This is a genomic window from Laedolimicola ammoniilytica, from assembly GCF_025567165.1.
Lineage (GTDB): Bacteria > Bacillota > Clostridia > Lachnospirales > Lachnospiraceae > Laedolimicola > Laedolimicola ammoniilytica.
Map to the genome: position 1 here is coordinate 63,043 of NZ_JAOQKC010000009.1, position 16,868 is coordinate 79,910.

Sequence of the window (16,868 nt, forward strand, 5' to 3'; positions counted from 1 at the left end):
GATCTCCCAAATGAAAATTATAAGTAATATATGGTAAAATCCTGCTTGACAGAACCCCTATTGAGTGATATTATCAAAACTGAAATCCGACAAAAATGCTCGGAATTTAATGCGAGGTGACAACATGAAATTGTCAACAAAAGGAAGATATGGACTTCGCGCGTTGATTGATTTAGCCCTGTACAGTGAAAATGAGACGGTTTCCATCGCCAGTATTTCCGCCAGACAGAATATATCAGAGAGCTATCTGGAGCAGCTGATTGCGAAGCTGCGGAAAGCCGGACTGGTGACGAGCGTAAGGGGCGCGGGCGGCGGCTACAAGCTGGCCAAACCGGCGTCTGAGATTTCTGTGGGAGACATCCTGCGGGCGCTGGAGGGAAGCCTGGACGCGGTGAAATGCCCGGGCCTGGAGGAGGAAAACTCCTGCGACGGCTCCGAGTTCTGCGTGACCAAGTACGTCTGGCAGAAGATTAATGACAGCATTAACCGGACGGTGGACGAGATGAAGCTGGATCAGCTGGTAGAAGAAAGCAGGAGCATGAAAGAAGAAGCCGGGATCGATGAAAATACGTCCTGCTGCATCTAAAAAAGAAGGAGATATCACCATGAAGAAATTAATTTATCTGGATAACGCGGCGACTACCAAGACGGCGCCGGAAGTCGTAGAGGCGATGCTGCCATACTTCACAGAACATTACGGCAATCCCTCTACCGTATACAGCCTGGGCGGCGAGAGTAAAAAGGCCATCACAGAAGCGAGAGAGACTATTGCGAACGCTTTAGGCGCGCAGACCGAGGAGATCTACTTCACTGCAGGCGGCAGTGAGTCCGATAACTGGGCGCTGAAGGCCACTGCAGAGGCATATAAGAGCAAGGGAAACCACATTATTACTACGAAGATTGAGCATCACGCGATTCTGCACACCTGTGAGTGGCTGGAGAAGCATGGCTACGAGATTACGTACCTGCCCGTAGATGAAAATGGCGTGGTTAAGATCGACGAGCTGAAGAAAGCCATCCGTCCGGAGACCATCCTGATTTCCGTGATGTTTGCAAATAATGAGATTGGAACCATTCAGCCGATCAAAGAGATTGGTGAAATTGCCCATGAGCACGGCATTCTGTTCCATACCGACGCGGTACAGGCCTTCGGTCAGGTTCCGATTAACGTAGATGAGTACCATATCGATATGCTGAGCGCCAGCGGCCACAAGCTGAACGGACCCAAGGGTATCGGCTTCCTGTATATCCGAAAAGGTGTGAAGATTCGTTCCTTTATCCATGGCGGAGCCCAGGAGCGCAAGCGGCGTGCAGGCACCGAGAACGTACCGGGTATCGTAGGACTGGGCAAGGCCACTGAGCGCGCCATGGCTACCATGAAGGAGCGTACCGATAAGGAAATCGAGCTGCGTGATTACCTGATTGACCGCGTTCTGAAGGAGATTCCGTACACCAGACTGAACGGTCACAGAACCACCCGTCTTCCGAACAATGCGAACTTCAGTTTCCAGTTCATCGAGGGCGAATCCCTGCTTATCATGCTTGACATGGAAGGTATCTGCGGTTCCTCAGGTTCCGCCTGCACATCCGGCTCCCTGGATCCGTCCCATGTGCTGATGGCCATCGGCCTGCCCCATGAGATTGCTCATGGTTCCCTGCGTCTGACCCTGAACGAGGAGATTACGAAAGAGGATCTGGACTTCGTAGTGGAGAACTTAAAGCGGATCATCGACAGACTGAGAAGCATGTCACCGCTTTATGAGGACTTCGTTAAGAAAAATAAATAATAGAGGAGAAATAAAGTATGTACAGCGAAAAAGTAATGGACCATTTTCAGCATCCCCGTAACGTAGGAGAGATAGAGAACGCCAGTGGTGTAGGCACCGTCGGCAATGCAAAATGCGGAGACATCATGCGGATGTACCTGGACATCGACGACAACGGCGTCATCCAGGATTGTAAATTCAAGACCTTCGGTTGCGGCGCCGCAGTGGCTACCAGCAGCATGGCAACCGAGCTGGTAAAGGGCAAGACCATCCAGCAGGCTCTGGAGGTTACCAACAAGGCCGTTATGGAAGCTCTGGACGGACTTCCCCCTGTGAAAGTTCACTGTTCTTTGCTTGCAGAGGAGGCCATTCACGCAGCACTCTGGGATTACGCAGAGAAGCACGGTATCAAGATCGAGGGTCTGAAGAAGCCGAAGTCTGATATCCATGAGGGCGAGGAAGAAGAGGGCGAGGACTACTAAAACCGATCCTGCCTTAGCATAGAAAATGTGTGTTGCGCAGAAAGAGAACAGGTCTCTTCCTGTGTGACGCACATTTTTGTATACAGAACTTTGTTACAAATGGAAAATCAGATGTTTAGGAATCGCTTTTTCACAATGTGACAAAGGAGAACAGTAAGAAGGAATTATAAAAATATGGCTAAGAAAAAAGTAGTAGTAGGAATGTCCGGTGGTGTGGACTCCTCCGTGGCGGCCTATCTCCTGAAGGAACAGGGCTACGAGGTTATCGGAGCCACCATGCAGATCTGGCAGGACGAGGACGAGTTCACCCAGGAAGAAAACGGCGGTTGCTGCGGACTGTCCGCGGTGGACGACGCCCGGAGAGTGGCGGCCCAGCTGGACATTCCCTATTATGTGATGAATTTTAAGACAGATTTCAAGGAAGCTGTCATGGACTATTTTGTGGCGGAGTATCTGGCGGGCCGGACGCCCAATCCCTGTATCGCCTGCAACCGTTATGTAAAATGGGAGGCGCTTTTAAAGCGCAGCCTGGACATCGGCGCGGACTATATCGCCACCGGTCATTACGCCAGGGTGGAGCAGCTGCCGAACGGCCGCTACGCCATTCGCAATTCCGTAACGGCGGCGAAGGATCAGACCTACGCCCTCTATAACCTGACCCAGGAGCAGCTTTCCCGGACGTTGATGCCGGTGGGAGCCTATTCCAAGGAGGAGACTCGGGAAATGGCGGAGAAGCTGGGCTTCCGGGTAGCCCATAAGCCGGACAGCCAGGAGATCTGCTTTGTGCCGGATCAGGATTACGCGGGCTTTATAGAGCGGACCACCGGAGAACCCTCGAAGGAGGGCAATTTCGTAACCGCCGACGGCACTGTTCTGGGCCGCCACAAGGGCATTATCCACTATACCATCGGCCAGCGTAAAGGTCTGGGCCTTGCCATGGGCCGCCGAGTGGTGGTAACGGAGATACGCCCAGAAACCAACGAGGTGGTCATCGGCGAGCAGGAGGACGTATTTACCACTACCCTTTACGCTAACCGTCTGAATTATATGTCCGAGCCTGATTTCCCTGAAGAAAAAGAGGTGCTGGCCAAGATCCGCTACAATCATAAGGGTTCTCCATGCGTCATTCACCGGGAGGGAGCGGATCTCATCCGCGTGGACTTCCGGGAGCCGGTCCGGGCCGTGACGCCGGGCCAGGCGGTCGTGTTCTATGACGGGGACTACGTGCTGGGCGGCGGAACCATCGTGCGGACGCCGGAATCCTTTTATTCAGAGGCAAATATGCGATATCTGGATCGTGTAATTGAGGATATTGAAAGTGGAAAAGCAAAGCTTACAGAGCACGAACTGATAGAGGATTAGTGGATGAAGATACTCTTGGAAGAATTGTGTATCGGGAAAAAGATGGATTTATTGTGATAGCAGCCTGCAGGGGACATTACGAAGAATGAGAAAAAGAGGCCGTTGCAAAATAGAGGAATCATCGATTTTGCAACAGCCTTTTTCCTATATAACAGAACATATTTACAGCGGAACAAACTCTGCCTTCCGCTCCCGGAACACCGTAAAATACCGAAATCCGCATTCCTTAAGAACCTCTCTGGCGTCCGCAAACCGGTAAGCCACATACTCTGTGGTGTGGGCGTCGGAGCCCATGGTGATGATTTCCCCGCCCAGTTCCCGGTAGCGTCGCAGCACGTCGTGACAGGGGTTCGGTTCGGAGAGTCCGGCTTTGTAGCCGCCGGTGTTGATCTCTATGCCCTTGCCCTTTTCGATAAGCAGCTTCAGAATCGCGTCCACCTGGTCGGCGTGCTGCGTGTAAGGGAAAATGCGCTCCCCATCCGGTACATAGCGGATGATATAATCGATGTGTCCGTACACGTCGAAATCATCGAAAGCCCGGATATTCTGAAGAGTCACGTCCAGATACCGGTTCACACCGGAGGCGGCGTCGTAAGAGCTCCAGAAATCCGGATAATAGGGATCAAAACGGTCTACCAGGTGAGTGGAACCGATGAGAAAATCAAAGGACTTGTCCGAAAGCCAGGTCCGGTAAGCGTCCCCCAGATGGGGCTGAAGCCCAATCTCCACGCCGATGCGAAGCTCCAGCCGATTCCGGTAGACATCCTGCAGACGGCGCATTTCCCGGACATAGGCTTCCGCGTCCAGGTCAAAGGACACGTCTTCATAGGGATAGTCCAGATCCAGATGCTCCGTCATGCACATAAGAGAAAGCCCATGCACCAGGCCTTTTTTTATCATATCTTCCGTGGGCGTTTCACTGTCCCCGGAAAAGCAGGAATGTAAATGATAATCTGCGGTCATGTTTTTCACCTCTGATACGAATATACCCCTATCTTAATTGAAAAAATACACAATGACAAGAAGAAGATCGCCGGGAAATTCACTGTTTTGACAAAAATTGCACAAGGCCGGGGAAATTGCGGAATTTGGACTTGCTTTTTTGTATGGAATTGGGTACAATAATTGCAGGTTGGGCCCGTCCCGAAAAAGGGCGGAAAACCGCGAATAATCTAAATTCATATTTAGGAGGAAATTTAAAATGGCAGTAAAAGTAGCGATTAACGGTTTCGGACGTATCGGCAGACTTGCATTCAGACAGATGTTTGGCGCAGAGGGATATGAGGTTGTAGCAATCAACGACCTGACAAGCCCGAAGATGCTTGCTCACCTGTTAAAATATGATTCTTCTCAGGGTAAATATGCTCTGGCAGATACCGTATCTGCAACAGAAGATTCCATCATCGTTGATGGTAAGGAGATCAAGATCTACGCAAAGGCTAACGCAGCAGAGCTTCCGTGGGGAGAGATCGGCGTAGACGTAGTTCTGGAGTGTACTGGATTCTATACATCCAAAGAGAAGGCTTCTGCTCATATCACAGCAGGCGCTAAGAAGGTAGTTATCTCCGCTCCGGCTGGAAATGACCTTCCGACCATCGTTTACAATGTAAACCATGAGACACTGACAAAAGAGGATACTGTAATTTCCGCAGCTTCCTGTACAACAAACTGCCTTGCACCGATGGCTAAGGCTCTGAACGACTACATGCCGATCGAGTCCGGTATCATGTGCACCATCCACGCTTACACAGGCGACCAGATGATCCTTGACGGACCGCAGAGAAAGGGTGACCTGAGAAGAAGCCGTGCAGGCGCAATCAACATCGTTCCGAACAGCACAGGAGCAGCTAAGGCAATCGGCCTTGTTATTCCGGAGCTGAACGGCAAGCTTATCGGCGCTGCACAGCGTGTACCGACCCCGACTGGTTCTACTACTATCCTGAACGCAGTTGTTAAGGGCGAGGCTACTGTTGAGGGTATCAACGCAGCTATGAAGGCTCAGGCTACAGAGTCCTTCGGATACAACACAGACGAGATCGTATCTTCTGATATCGTTGGAATGAGATTTGGTTCTCTGTTCGACGCTACACAGACCATGGTTGTAAACCTTGGCAACGGCACATCTCAGGTACAGGTTGTTTCTTGGTATGACAACGAGAACTCCTACGTATCTCAGATGGTTCGTACAATTAAGTACTTCGCTGAGTTAGCTTAATCAGTATTGAATCAAGACCTATTAAGAGGTCCGGTCTTTATGGACCGGATCTCTTTTTATTATTTATCCATGACAAGTAAGGAGAGATTGAGATGTTAAATAAGAAATCTGTAGATGACATCAATGTAAAAGGACAGCGCGTCCTGGTAAGATGCGACTTCAACGTACCGTTGAAGGATGGCAAGATCACAGACGAGAACCGTCTGGTAGCAGCACTTCCGACTATCAAGAAGCTGATCGCTGACGGTGGAAAGGTAATCCTCTGCTCCCATCTGGGCAAGCCGAAGGGAGAGCCGAAGCCGGAGCTGTCTCTGGCGCCGGTAGCAAAGAGACTGTCTGAGCTTCTGGGACAGGAAGTAAAGTTCGCGGCTGATCCGGAGGTTGTAGGACCGAACGCAAAGGCAGCTGTAGAGGCTATGCAGGACGGCGACGTAGTTCTTCTGGAGAACACCCGTTATCGTGCAGAGGAGACCAAGAACGGAGAGGCATTCTCCAAAGAGCTGGCTTCCCTGGCAGATGTATTTGTAAATGATGCGTTCGGAACCGCACACCGTGCGCACTGCTCCAACGTAGGCGTAACTCAGTATGTAAAGACTTCTGTAGTAGGATACCTGATGCAGAAGGAGATCAACTTCCTTGGCAACGCTGTCAACAATCCGGAGCGTCCCTTCGTAGCAATCCTGGGCGGCGCAAAGGTTGCAGACAAGCTGAATGTTATCGCAAACCTGCTTGAGAAGTGCGACACTCTGATCATCGGCGGCGGAATGGCTTACACCTTCCTGAAGGCAAAGGGCTATGAGGTAGGAACCTCTCTGGTAGACGACGAGAAGATCGACTACTGCAAGGAGATGATGGAGAAGGCTGAGAAGCTTGGCAAGAAGCTGCTTCTTCCGGTAGACACCACCATTGCGAAAGAGTTCCCGAACCCCATCGACGCGGAGATCGAGGTATCTGTAGTTCCTTCCAACGAGATTCCGGCTGACATGATGGGCCTGGATATCGGAACCAAGACAGCAGAGCTGTACGCAGAGGCAGTGAAGTCCGCAAAGACTGTAGTATGGAACGGACCGATGGGCGTATTTGAGAACCCGATCCTTGCAAAGGGTACCATCGCAGTAGCGAAGTCCCTGGCTGAGACAGACGCAACCACCATCATCGGCGGCGGTGACTCCGCAGCAGCAGTCAATACACTGGGCTTCGGTGACAAGATGACTCATATCTCCACAGGCGGCGGCGCTTCCTTGGAGTTCCTGGAAGGCAAAGAGCTTCCGGGCGTAGCAGCAGCTAACGATAAGTAAACACTTAATGAAGGCAAGCTGAAAGCGAAGCCTGAATTTAGTGTGAACTTACTCAGAATGAGCACTGCGGGGTAAATATAAAAGATAGAGGAGAACAAAACAATGGCAAGAAAGAAAATTATCGCTGGTAACTGGAAAATGAACATGACTCCCAGCGAGGCAGTAGAACTGGTAAACACCTTAAAGCCGCTGGTAGCAAACGATGACGTAGACGTAGTATTCTGCGTACCGGCTATCGACATTATCCCGGTAGTAGAGGCTACCAAGGGATCCAACATCCAGGTTGGTGCTGAGAATATGTACTTCGAGGAGAAGGGCGCTTACACAGGCGAGATTTCCCCGAACATGCTGACAGACGCAGGCGTTAAGTACGTAATCCTTGGACATTCCGAGAGACGTGAGTACTTCGCAGAGACCAGCGAGACTGTAAATAAGAAGATGCTGAAGGCATTTGAGCATGGTCTTACACCGATTATGTGCTGTGGCGAGACTCTGACTCAGAGAGAGCAGGGCGTAACCATGGACTTCATCCGTCAGCAGGTTAAGGTTGGTTTCCAGGGCGTAACCGCAGATCAGGCTAAGGAAGCAGTAATCGCTTACGAGCCGATCTGGGCTATCGGAACCGGCAAGACAGCTACAACAGAGCAGGCTCAGGAAGTTTGCGCAGGCATCCGTGCATGCATCGCAGAGATCTACGATGAGGCAACTGCAGCAGCTATCCGTATCCAGTACGGCGGATCTGTAAACGCAGCTACCGCACCGGAGCTGTTTGCACAGGCAGACATCGACGGCGGCCTGGTAGGCGGCGCAGCTCTGAAGCCGGACTTCGGAAAGATTGTAAATTACAAGTAAGTCTAAAAAATTAGGCAAAATAGCCAAATATAACGCTATAAAACGTGATAAAAAGCCATTTGATTTAGCTGATATTGCTAATCAAATGGCTTTTTGTGATGCTTTATCATCTTTTTAGTATCACCCTGTTACAGCACCAAATGCCGAGCATCCCATAAAAACAACACGCAAAAGATTTAATAAACCGATGAAAAACATAGATAATACGAATCGCACATGCTATAATAAAAGAAAAGTCATAAGATAGCGACGGAGAGTGACATAATGCGGCGACGTATCAAAAAGAAGAAGGGGCTGCTTCCGGATCCGGCCTATGAGAAGCTAAAGGAGCGCTGGGTAGAGGAACTGGAAAGTGAGATGGACAGTCTGGAAAAGCTGGAAGAGATCCCTCCCATGCAACACAGAAGAAATGAATTGTAAACCTGATAAATAAAATGGTTGACAATCAAAGACTGATTCGGTATACTGCTAAAGACAACCAATGAAAAAGGAGACAAAAAGATGTATACAGAATCAAAGAACGGAACGAAGAAGCTTACAACCTATCAGCTGACCCTGACGGCGGTGATGGCAGCCGTAATCTGCGTGCTGGGTCCCATTTCTATGGCCATTCCCATCAGTCCGGTGCCGATTTCCCTGGCCAGCATGGCAGTTTACCTGGCAGTGACCGTACTGGGCATGAAGCTGGGTACCTTAAGCTGCCTGATTTACCTGCTTCTGGGTCTGGTGGGACTTCCGGTATTCTCGGGCGGCAGCGCGGGCGCGGCCAAGCTGTTCGGACCCACCGGCGGCTACCTGGTAGGATATCTGTTCCTGGCGCTGATTGCAGGAGCCTTCGTGGGCCGTTATACAGAAAATAAATGGAAAAGTATCGCGTTCGCGGCGCTGGGCATGGTGCTGGGAACCATGGTACTCTATGCGCTCGGTACAGCCTGGCTGGCTTATTCCGCAGGTATGGATTTCCAGGCAGCTCTGTGGGCAGGCGTGATCCCGTTTATCCCGGGTGACCTGGTAAAAATGGTTATCGCGGTGCTGCTGGGAAGCGCAGTGCGCGGAAGACTGCTCCGGGCCGGAATTCTGGAAGGAAATAATTAACAACGCGTATGAACAATTATCCATGGAAACGGTCATAAACAGCATTGACTTTTTATTTACAAGCTGTTATATTTGAATGTAGAAAAAACACATATTCCATACAGGAAGTGATTTGAAAGAAGACCGGGTTTCGCGAAAATGAGGGGCACAGAAGATACCCGTTATTTTCCGTGAAACTTGGCTTCTTTTTCGCCTGTATGGAAGTTGGGTATTTGGGAAAATTGAAATCAGGGAGGAATTGTTTCATGGAAACTCGTCAGGGTAAGAGCGTATTTTCCGGAGTAGCAATAGGAAAGCTTTTTGTGTATAAAAAAGCAAAGCAGGTTGTAGATAAGAAGACAATTGAGGATCCGGCAGCAGAAGTAGCGCGTTATATGGCTGCGAAGGAGAAAGCAAAAGAACAGCTGGAGATGCTGAAAGAGAAGACAATGAAGGACGTAGGAGAGGCAGAGGCTGAGATCTTCGAGGCTCACCAGATGCTCCTGGAGGACCTGGACTTCGTGGAAGGCATCACAGGCATGATTGAGAATGATAAGGTCAATGCAGAGTACGCCGTATTCGTGACCGGTGAGCAGTGTGCAGCGCTGTTCCTGAGCATGGACGACGATTATATGCGCGGACGCGCGGCAGATGTCAACGATATTTCCAACCGTCTGATCGCCATCTTAAGCGGCACACAGGTAAGCGCTGAGGCGATGCCGGAGCCGGTGATCATCATGGCAGAGGATCTGGCGCCCAGCGAGACTGTACAGTTTGAGAAGGACAAGATTCTGGCGCTGGTTACCCAGAAGGGTTCCGCAAACTCTCATACGGCTATCCTGGCGCGTATGATGAATATCCCCTGTATCGTTACTGCAGATATCGATCTGGATCCGGATCTGACCGGCAAGAACGGTATCGTGGACGGCTTCACAGGCAAGATTTACATCGAGCCGGATGAAGTGACAGCAGCCGTTATGGCAGAGAAGAAGAAGCGCGAGGAAGAGCGTAAGCTTCTGCTTCAGAGCCTGAAGGGTCTGCCGACCGTAACCAAGAGTGGCAAGCACATCCATCTGTATTCCAATATCGGAAGCGAAGAGGATGTGGATTCTGTACTGGAGAATGACTCCGAGGGTATCGGCCTGTTCCGCAGCGAGTTCCTGTATCTGGGCCGCGACACCTACCCGACCGAGGAGGAGCAGTTCCAGGTATACAAGAACGTAATCTCCAAGATGAACGGCAAGAAGGTTATCATCCGTACCCTGGACATCGGAGCAGACAAGCAGGCTGATTATTTCCAGATTCCGAAGGAAGAGAACCCGGCTATGGGCTTCCGTGCGATCCGTATCTGCCTGCACAGACCGGAAGTATTCAAGACCCAGCTGCGCGCTATCTACCGCGCAAGCGCATACGGTACCGCTTCCGTCATGTTCCCGATGATCATCTCTGTGGCAGAGGTTAAGAAGATCAAAGAGATCGTAGAGGAAGTAAAGAATGAGCTGCGTCAGGCAGACATCCCGTTTGGCGATGTGGAGCTTGGTATCATGGTGGAGACACCGGCAGCCGTTATGATCGCGGATATGCTGGCGCCGGAAGTAGACTTCTTCAGCATCGGAACCAACGACCTGACCCAGTATACACTGGCTATCGACCGTCAGAATCAGTCTCTGGACGATATCTACGATCCGCATCACGAGGCAGTGCTTCGGATGATCCAGAGAACCATCGAGTGCGCTCACGCACACGGCGCATGGTGTGGTATCTGCGGAGAGCTGGGAGCAGATATGGAGCTGACACGCCGCTTTATCCAGATGGGTATCGACGAGCTGTCCGTATCTCCGGTATTTACCCTGGAGCTGCGTAAGAAGATCCGCGAGGCAGAATAAGTCCCGGATACTTTATAAGGATAGTCGGCCGGAGGCAGTCCGGTTTACCGCTATAAATTTATCTAATTAAAAGGAGAATCTATCATGAAAGAGTTTAAGTATGTAGTACAGGATGAACTGGGACTTCACGCAAGACCCGCAGGACTTCTGGTAAAGGAAGCTGCTAAGTATAAGAGTGCCATCACTCTGGACAGCGGCGTTAAGAAGGCAGACGCAAAAAGAATCATGGCTGTTATGTCCATGGGCGTAAAGCAGGGCGTAGAGGTTACCGTTACTGTAGACGGCGAGGATGAGGATGCAGCATTCGACGCTATCAAGACCTTCTTCGAGACCAACCTGTAATTCAGAAAGAAGCTTCGCGGCATAGCCAGTTTTGGCTGTGCCGCGTTTTTTTATCCCAAACCCTACTTTTAAATTAGGTGTAAAGGTGATATACTAAATAACAAATGCCTGCCTTTCGGCGGGGCAAATAGAAAGACAGGAGAAAGATCATGACCATAGAAGAATTACAGAGCTATGAGCTTGTGGAGAAGCGTGAGATCGAAGAGCTTCATTCCGTGGGCTATTACCTGAAGCATAAAAAGACGGGGGCGAAGGTGTGCCTCTTATCCAACGACGATGAGAATAAGGTATTCTATATCGGCTTCCGGACCCCGGCGCCGGACGATACGGGCGTGGCCCATATCCTGGAGCATTCCGTGCTGTGCGGTTCCAGAGAGTTTCCGGTGAAGGATCCTTTTGTGGAGCTGGCGAAAGGTTCCTTAAATACTTTTCTGAATGCCATGACCTATCCGGACAAGACCGTGTATCCCATCGCCAGCTGCAACGACAAGGACTTCCAGAACCTGATTCATGTATACATGGATGCGGTGTTCTATCCGAATATTTATAAAAAAGAAGAAATTTTCCGCCAGGAGGGCTGGCATTACGAGATGGAGAGCGAGGACGGTGACCTGACCCTGAACGGCGTAGTCTATAACGAGATGAAGGGCGCGTTTTCCTCCCCGGAGGGCGTACTGGAGCGGGAGATCCTGAATTCCCTCTATCCGGACACCACTTATGCCAATGAGTCCGGCGGCGACCCGGAGTTCATTCCGGATCTGACCTGGCAGCAATTCCTGGATTTCCACGGCCGCTATTATCACCCCTCCAACAGCTATATTTTCCTGTATGGAAACTGTGATATGGCCGAGAAGCTTCAGTGGCTGGATGAAAAGTACCTGAGCCACTATGACTATCTGGAGATTGATTCCGAGGTGCGGACCCAGGCTCCCTTTGAGAAAATGCGGGAGATCGTGAAGGATTATTCCATTTCCGCGGAGGAGAGCGAGGAAGACAATACCTATCTGTCCTACAATAAATCCGTGGGCGACACCCTGGACGCGAAGCTCTATCTGGCCATGCAGGTGCTGGAATATGTGCTGCTGTCCGCTACGGGCGCGCCTTTGAAGCAGGCGCTTCTGGACGCCGGCATCGGTCACGACATTATGAGCTCCTATGACAATGGCGTCAAACAGCCTATTTTCTCAATTATCGCGAAAAACGCGAATGAAGATCAAAAAGACGCATTTGTAGAAGTAATCGAGAGCACTTTAAAGAAGCTGGCGGATGAGGGCCTGGATGAAAAGGCCCTGCGCGCCGGTATCAACTATTTTGAATTCCGCTACCGGGAGGCTGATTTTGGCAACTATCCGGCGGGCCTGATGTACGGCCTGCAGGCCTTCGACAGCTGGCTTTACAAGGATGACAGCGCCTTTCTGCACCTGGAGGCCCTGGACAGTTTCGCATTTCTGAAGGAACAGGCGGATAAGGGCTATTTTGAAGGCCTGATTAAGACCTATCTGCTGGATAACCCCCACGGTTCCCTGGTGCTGATCCGCCCGAAGAAGGGCCTGACCGCGGAGCAGGACGAGAAGCTGAAAAAGAAGCTGGAGGCTTACAAGAACAGCCTGAGCGCGGAAGAGAAGCGGCAGATTGCGTCATTTACCAGGCATCTGAAGGAGTATCAGAGCGAGCCGTCGCCCCAGGAGGATCTGGCGAAAATTCCGCTGCTGGCCAGAGCCGACATCGACAAGAAGGCGCAGCCCTTCCAGAACGAGCTTCGGAAGGCCGGAGACACCGATGTGCTTTACCACGACATCTTCACCAATGGCATCGGCTATGTGGATCTGGTATTTAAGGCAGGCGGCATTCCGGTGGAGCTGATTCCCTATCTGGGTCTTCTGAAGGCAGCGTTGGGCCAGGTGGATACGGAGCATTACACCTACGGCGAGTTCTCCAACGAGCTGAACCTGCACACGGGAGGTATCTCCTGCAGCGTGGGAAGCTACGACAGCGTGCAGAACCCTAAGGATTACACGGCAGTTTTCGAGGTGAAGAGTAAGGCCCTTTACGAGGAGACCCCGGTGGCTTTTGCCATGATAAAGGAAATGCTGTTGACCTCGAAGCTTCACGATAAAAAGCGCCTGAAGGAAATCCTGGCGGAGACCAAGTCCCGGCAGCAGATGGCCTTCCAGACCGCCGGTCATTCCATGGCGGCCCTGCGCGCCATGTCCTACTTCTCCTCCAGCTCCGCATTTTCCGATATGACGGAGGGCGTGGATTTCTATCATTTCATCGAGGAGCTGGACGCGGACTTCGAAGAGAAATGGGAAATGGCAGCGGAGAAGCTTACAAAGCTTACACACATTCTGTTCTGCCCGGAGAATCTGCTGGTCAGCTACACTGGTGGGACGAAGAGCCTGGCGGGACTGGACGCGGAGGTCGAAAAGCTTGTAAAAGCGCTGTATCCGAACACCGGCGCGGAGCAGAAGGTGTGGGCGCTGGTTCCGGAGCATAAGAACGAGGGTCTGAAGACCTCCGCCCAGATTCAGTATGTGGCCCGGGCCGGCAGCTTCCGGGCAGCAGGACTTCCCTACACGGGCACCTTAAAGGTACTGCGGATCATCATGAGCTACGATTACCTCTGGAACAATGTGCGTGTAAAGGGCGGCGCTTACGGCTGCATGAACAATTACACCCGCACCGGCAACGGCTATCTGGTATCCTACCGCGACCCGAATCTTCTGAAGACCAATGAGATCTTTGAAAAGAGCGTGGACTACACCGAACACTTCGATGTGTCCGAGCGCGATATGACCAAGTATATCATCGGAACCATCAGCTCCATGGATACGCCGCTGAACGCCAGAGCGAAGGGCATGCGTTCCTTAAGTGCCTGGATGACCGGCGTAACAGAAGAGCAGGTACAGAAGGAGCGTGACCAGGTCCTGGGCTGCGGCGTCGAAGAGATTCGCGCATTGGCCCCCTACCTGAAGGCCATGCTTTCCCAGAACCATATCTGCGTCATTGGAAATGAGGAAAAGTTGGAGGGTCAGAAGCAACTTTTTGAGGTGACGGAGAGTCTGTTCCACTAAGGAGGAAAAATATGGAGAATAAGAATTGCAAATCCGGCTTTGCCACCCTGATTGGCCGGCCCAATGTGGGAAAATCCACCCTGATGAACAAACTGATCGGACAGAAAATCGCCATCACATCCAATAAGCCCCAGACCACCCGGAACCGGATTCAGACGGTCTATACCTGCGACGAGGGCCAGATCGTATTCCTGGACACGCCGGGTATTCACAAGGCCAAGAACAAGCTGGGGGAGTACATGGTCAATGCAGCGGAGAGGACCTTAAAAGAGGTGGATGTGATCCTCTGGCTGGTGGAGCCCACCACCTTCGTGGGCGCAGGCGAGCAGCATATCGCCGGGCAGCTGAAAAAGGTGAGCACGCCGGTGATTCTGGTCATCAATAAGACCGACACCGTGAAAAAGGAGGAACTGCTGGCGGTCATCGATACTTATCGGAAGCTTCACGAATTCGATGAGATCGTACCGGTATCAGCCCTGAGCGGCGATAACACAGACACCCTCATCGAGCAGATTTTCAAATATCTGCCCTACGGACCGAAATTCTACGATGAGGATACGGTGACCGATCAGCCCATGCGACAGATCGTGGCGGAGCTTATTCGGGAAAAGGCCCTGCGCTGCCTGAACGAAGAGATTCCCCATGGCATCGCGGTCTCCATCGACAAAATGAAGGAGCGGCCGAACGGGAAGGTGATGGACATCGACGCCACGATTATCTGTGAGCGGGATTCCCACAAGGGCATCATCATCGGAAAGCAGGGCAGTATGCTTAAAAAGATTGGCAGCGCGGCCCGCTATGAGATCGAGGATATGCTGGAGATGAGGACAAATCTGCAGCTCTGGGTCAAGGTGAAGAAGGACTGGAGGGACAGTGATTTCCTGATTAAGAACTTCGGTTATGATAAGAAAGATTTGGAAATGTAAGGAATGACGAACCCTTCTGTTACCATTTATTTGCGGGCATACCTGTGGGGAATCTGGATACATTAAGAATAGATTCCAAGTTACATTAGAACAGGGGCGAAGCAGATGACATGGGAACAGTTTGAACTGACCGGAACGGTGGAAGATTACTTAAGATACAAAGGGATTACCCGGGAGCGGGCGGAAAATTCCGCCGGGGAGAAAGGAGAAAGCCGGAGGGCAGAAGACTATGGGACAGATGATCACAGTGACCGGCCTGGTGCTGGCGGCCTACCCTCAGGGGGATTATGACAAGCGCATCATCCTTCTGACCCGGGAACGGGGCAAAATCACGGCCTTTGCCAGAGGGGCCAGGCGGCAGAACAGTCCCCTTCTGGCGGTCTGCAATTCCTTTGTCTTCGGTGAATTCTCGGTTTATGAGGGCCGTACCTCCTACAATCTGATGCAGGCGAAGGCCTCCAACTACTTCCACGAGCTCAGCGCGGATTTTGAAGGAGCCTGCTACGGGTTCTATTTCTGCGAGCTGGCGGAATATTATACCAGGGAGGCCAACGACGAAATACAGATGCTGAAGCTGCTGTATCAATCCTTGCGGGCTTTATGTAAACCAAGTGTTCCCGACGAACTGATCCGTTACATATATGAACTGAAGGTACTGGTGGTGAACGGCGAGTGTCCGCCGGATTTTGAGGAGCTCGATATTTGTGAATCCACCCGGTACACCCTACAGTATATCGCCGCCTCTTCCATCGAGAAGCTCTACACCTTCCGAGTGTCGGAGCAGGTGCTGGGAGAATTGCGATTCGTGCTGCACCGGTACCGGGAGAAGTACATGGAGGGGCATTTCAAGTCTCTTGACATTCTGGAAGCCTGCGTTTCCTGTGCAATATGAAATTCCCATGGAATTTTCGGTTGAAAAATCAGTTAAAAGACGCTATACTATATGGGATTCCCTGAGGTGAAAGCCTTAGAAGAGAAGTGGGAGGAGTATAGATGAGAAAATCAGTCTGTTTCTGTCTCCTGATCTGTATGTTATCGGTTCTGGCCGGATGCGGCGGGTCTGTCCCTGCGGAGAGTACGATTGCGCTGGACAAAAAAGGAAAGATAACCGACACGATTGTGGAGAAATTTGACAAGGATTTCTACGATTCCGAGGAGCTTCAGAGCGAGATAGAGTCGGAACTGGCCGAGTACAATAAGAACTTTGCCGCCGACCATGTGACGCTTAAGAAGTTCGAAGTAAAGGACGGGACTGCGACCCTGCAGCTGGTCTTTGACGGAAGCGAGTACTATGAAGATTACATGGAGATGACCCTGTTCACCGGAACGGTGGCGGAGGCCCGGGCTGAGGGCTATGAACTGACCGGAGAACTGCTGGGTGCGGACGGGGCGCAGACCTCACTGGACGCCCTGGACAGCGCGGACGAGGCGCAGGTGCTGGTTCTGGAGACTGATGAGACGGTGCAGGTACAGACGCCGGGCACGATTCTTGCGGTATCCGCAGGCGGCAATGTAAGCGTAACAGGCAAAAAGCAGGCGGCTGTCGCAGACGGCGGACTGTCATATATCATTTATAAATAAGCGAAGAGGA

General features: G+C 51.4%; 15 protein-coding genes and 1 pseudogene. 15 read left to right on the plus strand and 1 reads right to left on the minus strand.

The window, feature by feature from the left end:
• The first annotated feature begins 124 nt into the window (after window positions 1-124).
• The 4 genes and pseudogenes from OCV63_RS08220 to mnmA all read left to right on the plus strand — a co-directional run.
• Window positions 125-586: an RrF2 family transcriptional regulator gene (locus OCV63_RS08220; protein WP_158363363.1), complete on the plus strand. Its 462-nt coding sequence runs from the start codon at window positions 125-127 to the stop codon at window positions 584-586.
• 19 nt (window positions 587-605) lie between these two features.
• Window positions 606-1,787, plus strand: a complete 1,182-nt coding sequence (gene nifS, locus OCV63_RS08225) for a cysteine desulfurase NifS (protein WP_158363364.1) — start codon at window positions 606-608, stop codon at window positions 1,785-1,787.
• A 17-nt stretch (window positions 1,788-1,804) separates the two neighbouring features.
• Window positions 1,805-2,248, plus strand: a complete 444-nt coding sequence (gene nifU / locus OCV63_RS08230) for a Fe-S cluster assembly scaffold protein NifU (RefSeq protein ID WP_158363365.1) — start codon at window positions 1,805-1,807, stop codon at window positions 2,246-2,248.
• 165 nt (window positions 2,249-2,413) lie between these two features.
• A pseudogene (gene mnmA / locus OCV63_RS08235) lies at window positions 2,414-3,610 on the plus strand (tRNA 2-thiouridine(34) synthase MnmA); the annotation flags it as partial.
• Between the two features lie 162 nt (window positions 3,611-3,772).
• Here the strand turns inward: mnmA and OCV63_RS08240 are convergent.
• On the minus strand, window positions 3,773-4,573 hold the full coding sequence (locus OCV63_RS08240; RefSeq protein WP_158363367.1) for a histidinol-phosphatase HisJ family protein: 801 nt from the start codon (window positions 4,571-4,573) through the stop codon (window positions 3,773-3,775).
• 238 nt (window positions 4,574-4,811) lie between these two features.
• Between OCV63_RS08240 and gap the strand changes: the two genes are divergently transcribed.
• The 11 genes from gap to OCV63_RS08295 all read left to right on the plus strand — a co-directional run bounded on the left by gap (window position 4,812) and on the right by OCV63_RS08295 (window position 16,858).
• Complete coding sequence (gap, locus tag OCV63_RS08245) at window positions 4,812-5,825, plus strand: type I glyceraldehyde-3-phosphate dehydrogenase (RefSeq protein WP_158363368.1); 1,014 nt, start codon at window positions 4,812-4,814, stop codon at window positions 5,823-5,825.
• Between the two features lie 92 nt (window positions 5,826-5,917).
• A complete protein-coding gene (locus OCV63_RS08250; protein WP_158363369.1) occupies window positions 5,918-7,123 on the plus strand; it encodes a phosphoglycerate kinase in 1,206 nt (401 codons plus the stop codon).
• 102 nt (window positions 7,124-7,225) lie between these two features.
• Window positions 7,226-7,975 carry a triose-phosphate isomerase gene (gene tpiA / locus OCV63_RS08255; protein ID WP_158363370.1) on the plus strand — a complete coding sequence of 250 codons (750 nt, stop codon included), beginning with the start codon at window positions 7,226-7,228 and terminating at the stop codon, window positions 7,973-7,975.
• A gap of 264 nt (window positions 7,976-8,239) precedes the next feature.
• Window positions 8,240-8,395: a hypothetical protein gene (locus OCV63_RS08260; RefSeq protein WP_262670723.1), complete on the plus strand. Its 156-nt coding sequence runs from the start codon at window positions 8,240-8,242 to the stop codon at window positions 8,393-8,395.
• Window positions 8,396-8,476: 81 nt separating this feature from the next.
• A complete protein-coding gene (locus OCV63_RS08265) occupies window positions 8,477-9,070 on the plus strand; it encodes a biotin transporter BioY (RefSeq protein WP_158363371.1) in 594 nt (197 codons plus the stop codon).
• Window positions 9,071-9,315: 245 nt separating this feature from the next.
• The gene (gene ptsP / locus OCV63_RS08270; protein ID WP_158363372.1) at window positions 9,316-10,935 is read left to right on the plus strand and encodes a phosphoenolpyruvate--protein phosphotransferase; all 1,620 of its coding nucleotides are present in this window, start codon (window positions 9,316-9,318) and stop codon (window positions 10,933-10,935) included.
• A gap of 84 nt (window positions 10,936-11,019) precedes the next feature.
• Window positions 11,020-11,277, plus strand: a complete 258-nt coding sequence (locus OCV63_RS08275; protein ID WP_158363373.1) for an HPr family phosphocarrier protein — start codon at window positions 11,020-11,022, stop codon at window positions 11,275-11,277.
• Window positions 11,278-11,426: 149 nt separating this feature from the next.
• Window positions 11,427-14,351, plus strand: a complete 2,925-nt coding sequence (locus tag OCV63_RS08280) for an insulinase family protein (protein WP_158363374.1) — start codon at window positions 11,427-11,429, stop codon at window positions 14,349-14,351.
• A gap of 11 nt (window positions 14,352-14,362) precedes the next feature.
• Window positions 14,363-15,277, plus strand: a complete 915-nt coding sequence (era, locus tag OCV63_RS08285; protein WP_158363375.1) for a GTPase Era — start codon at window positions 14,363-14,365, stop codon at window positions 15,275-15,277.
• A gap of 229 nt (window positions 15,278-15,506) precedes the next feature.
• Complete coding sequence (gene recO / locus OCV63_RS08290; protein WP_158363376.1) at window positions 15,507-16,169, plus strand: DNA repair protein RecO; 663 nt, start codon at window positions 15,507-15,509, stop codon at window positions 16,167-16,169.
• Between the two features lie 101 nt (window positions 16,170-16,270).
• Window positions 16,271-16,858, plus strand: coding sequence for a hypothetical protein (locus OCV63_RS08295; protein ID WP_158363377.1), 588 nt, complete (start codon window positions 16,271-16,273; stop codon window positions 16,856-16,858).
• Window positions 16,859-16,868 lie beyond the last annotated feature (10 nt).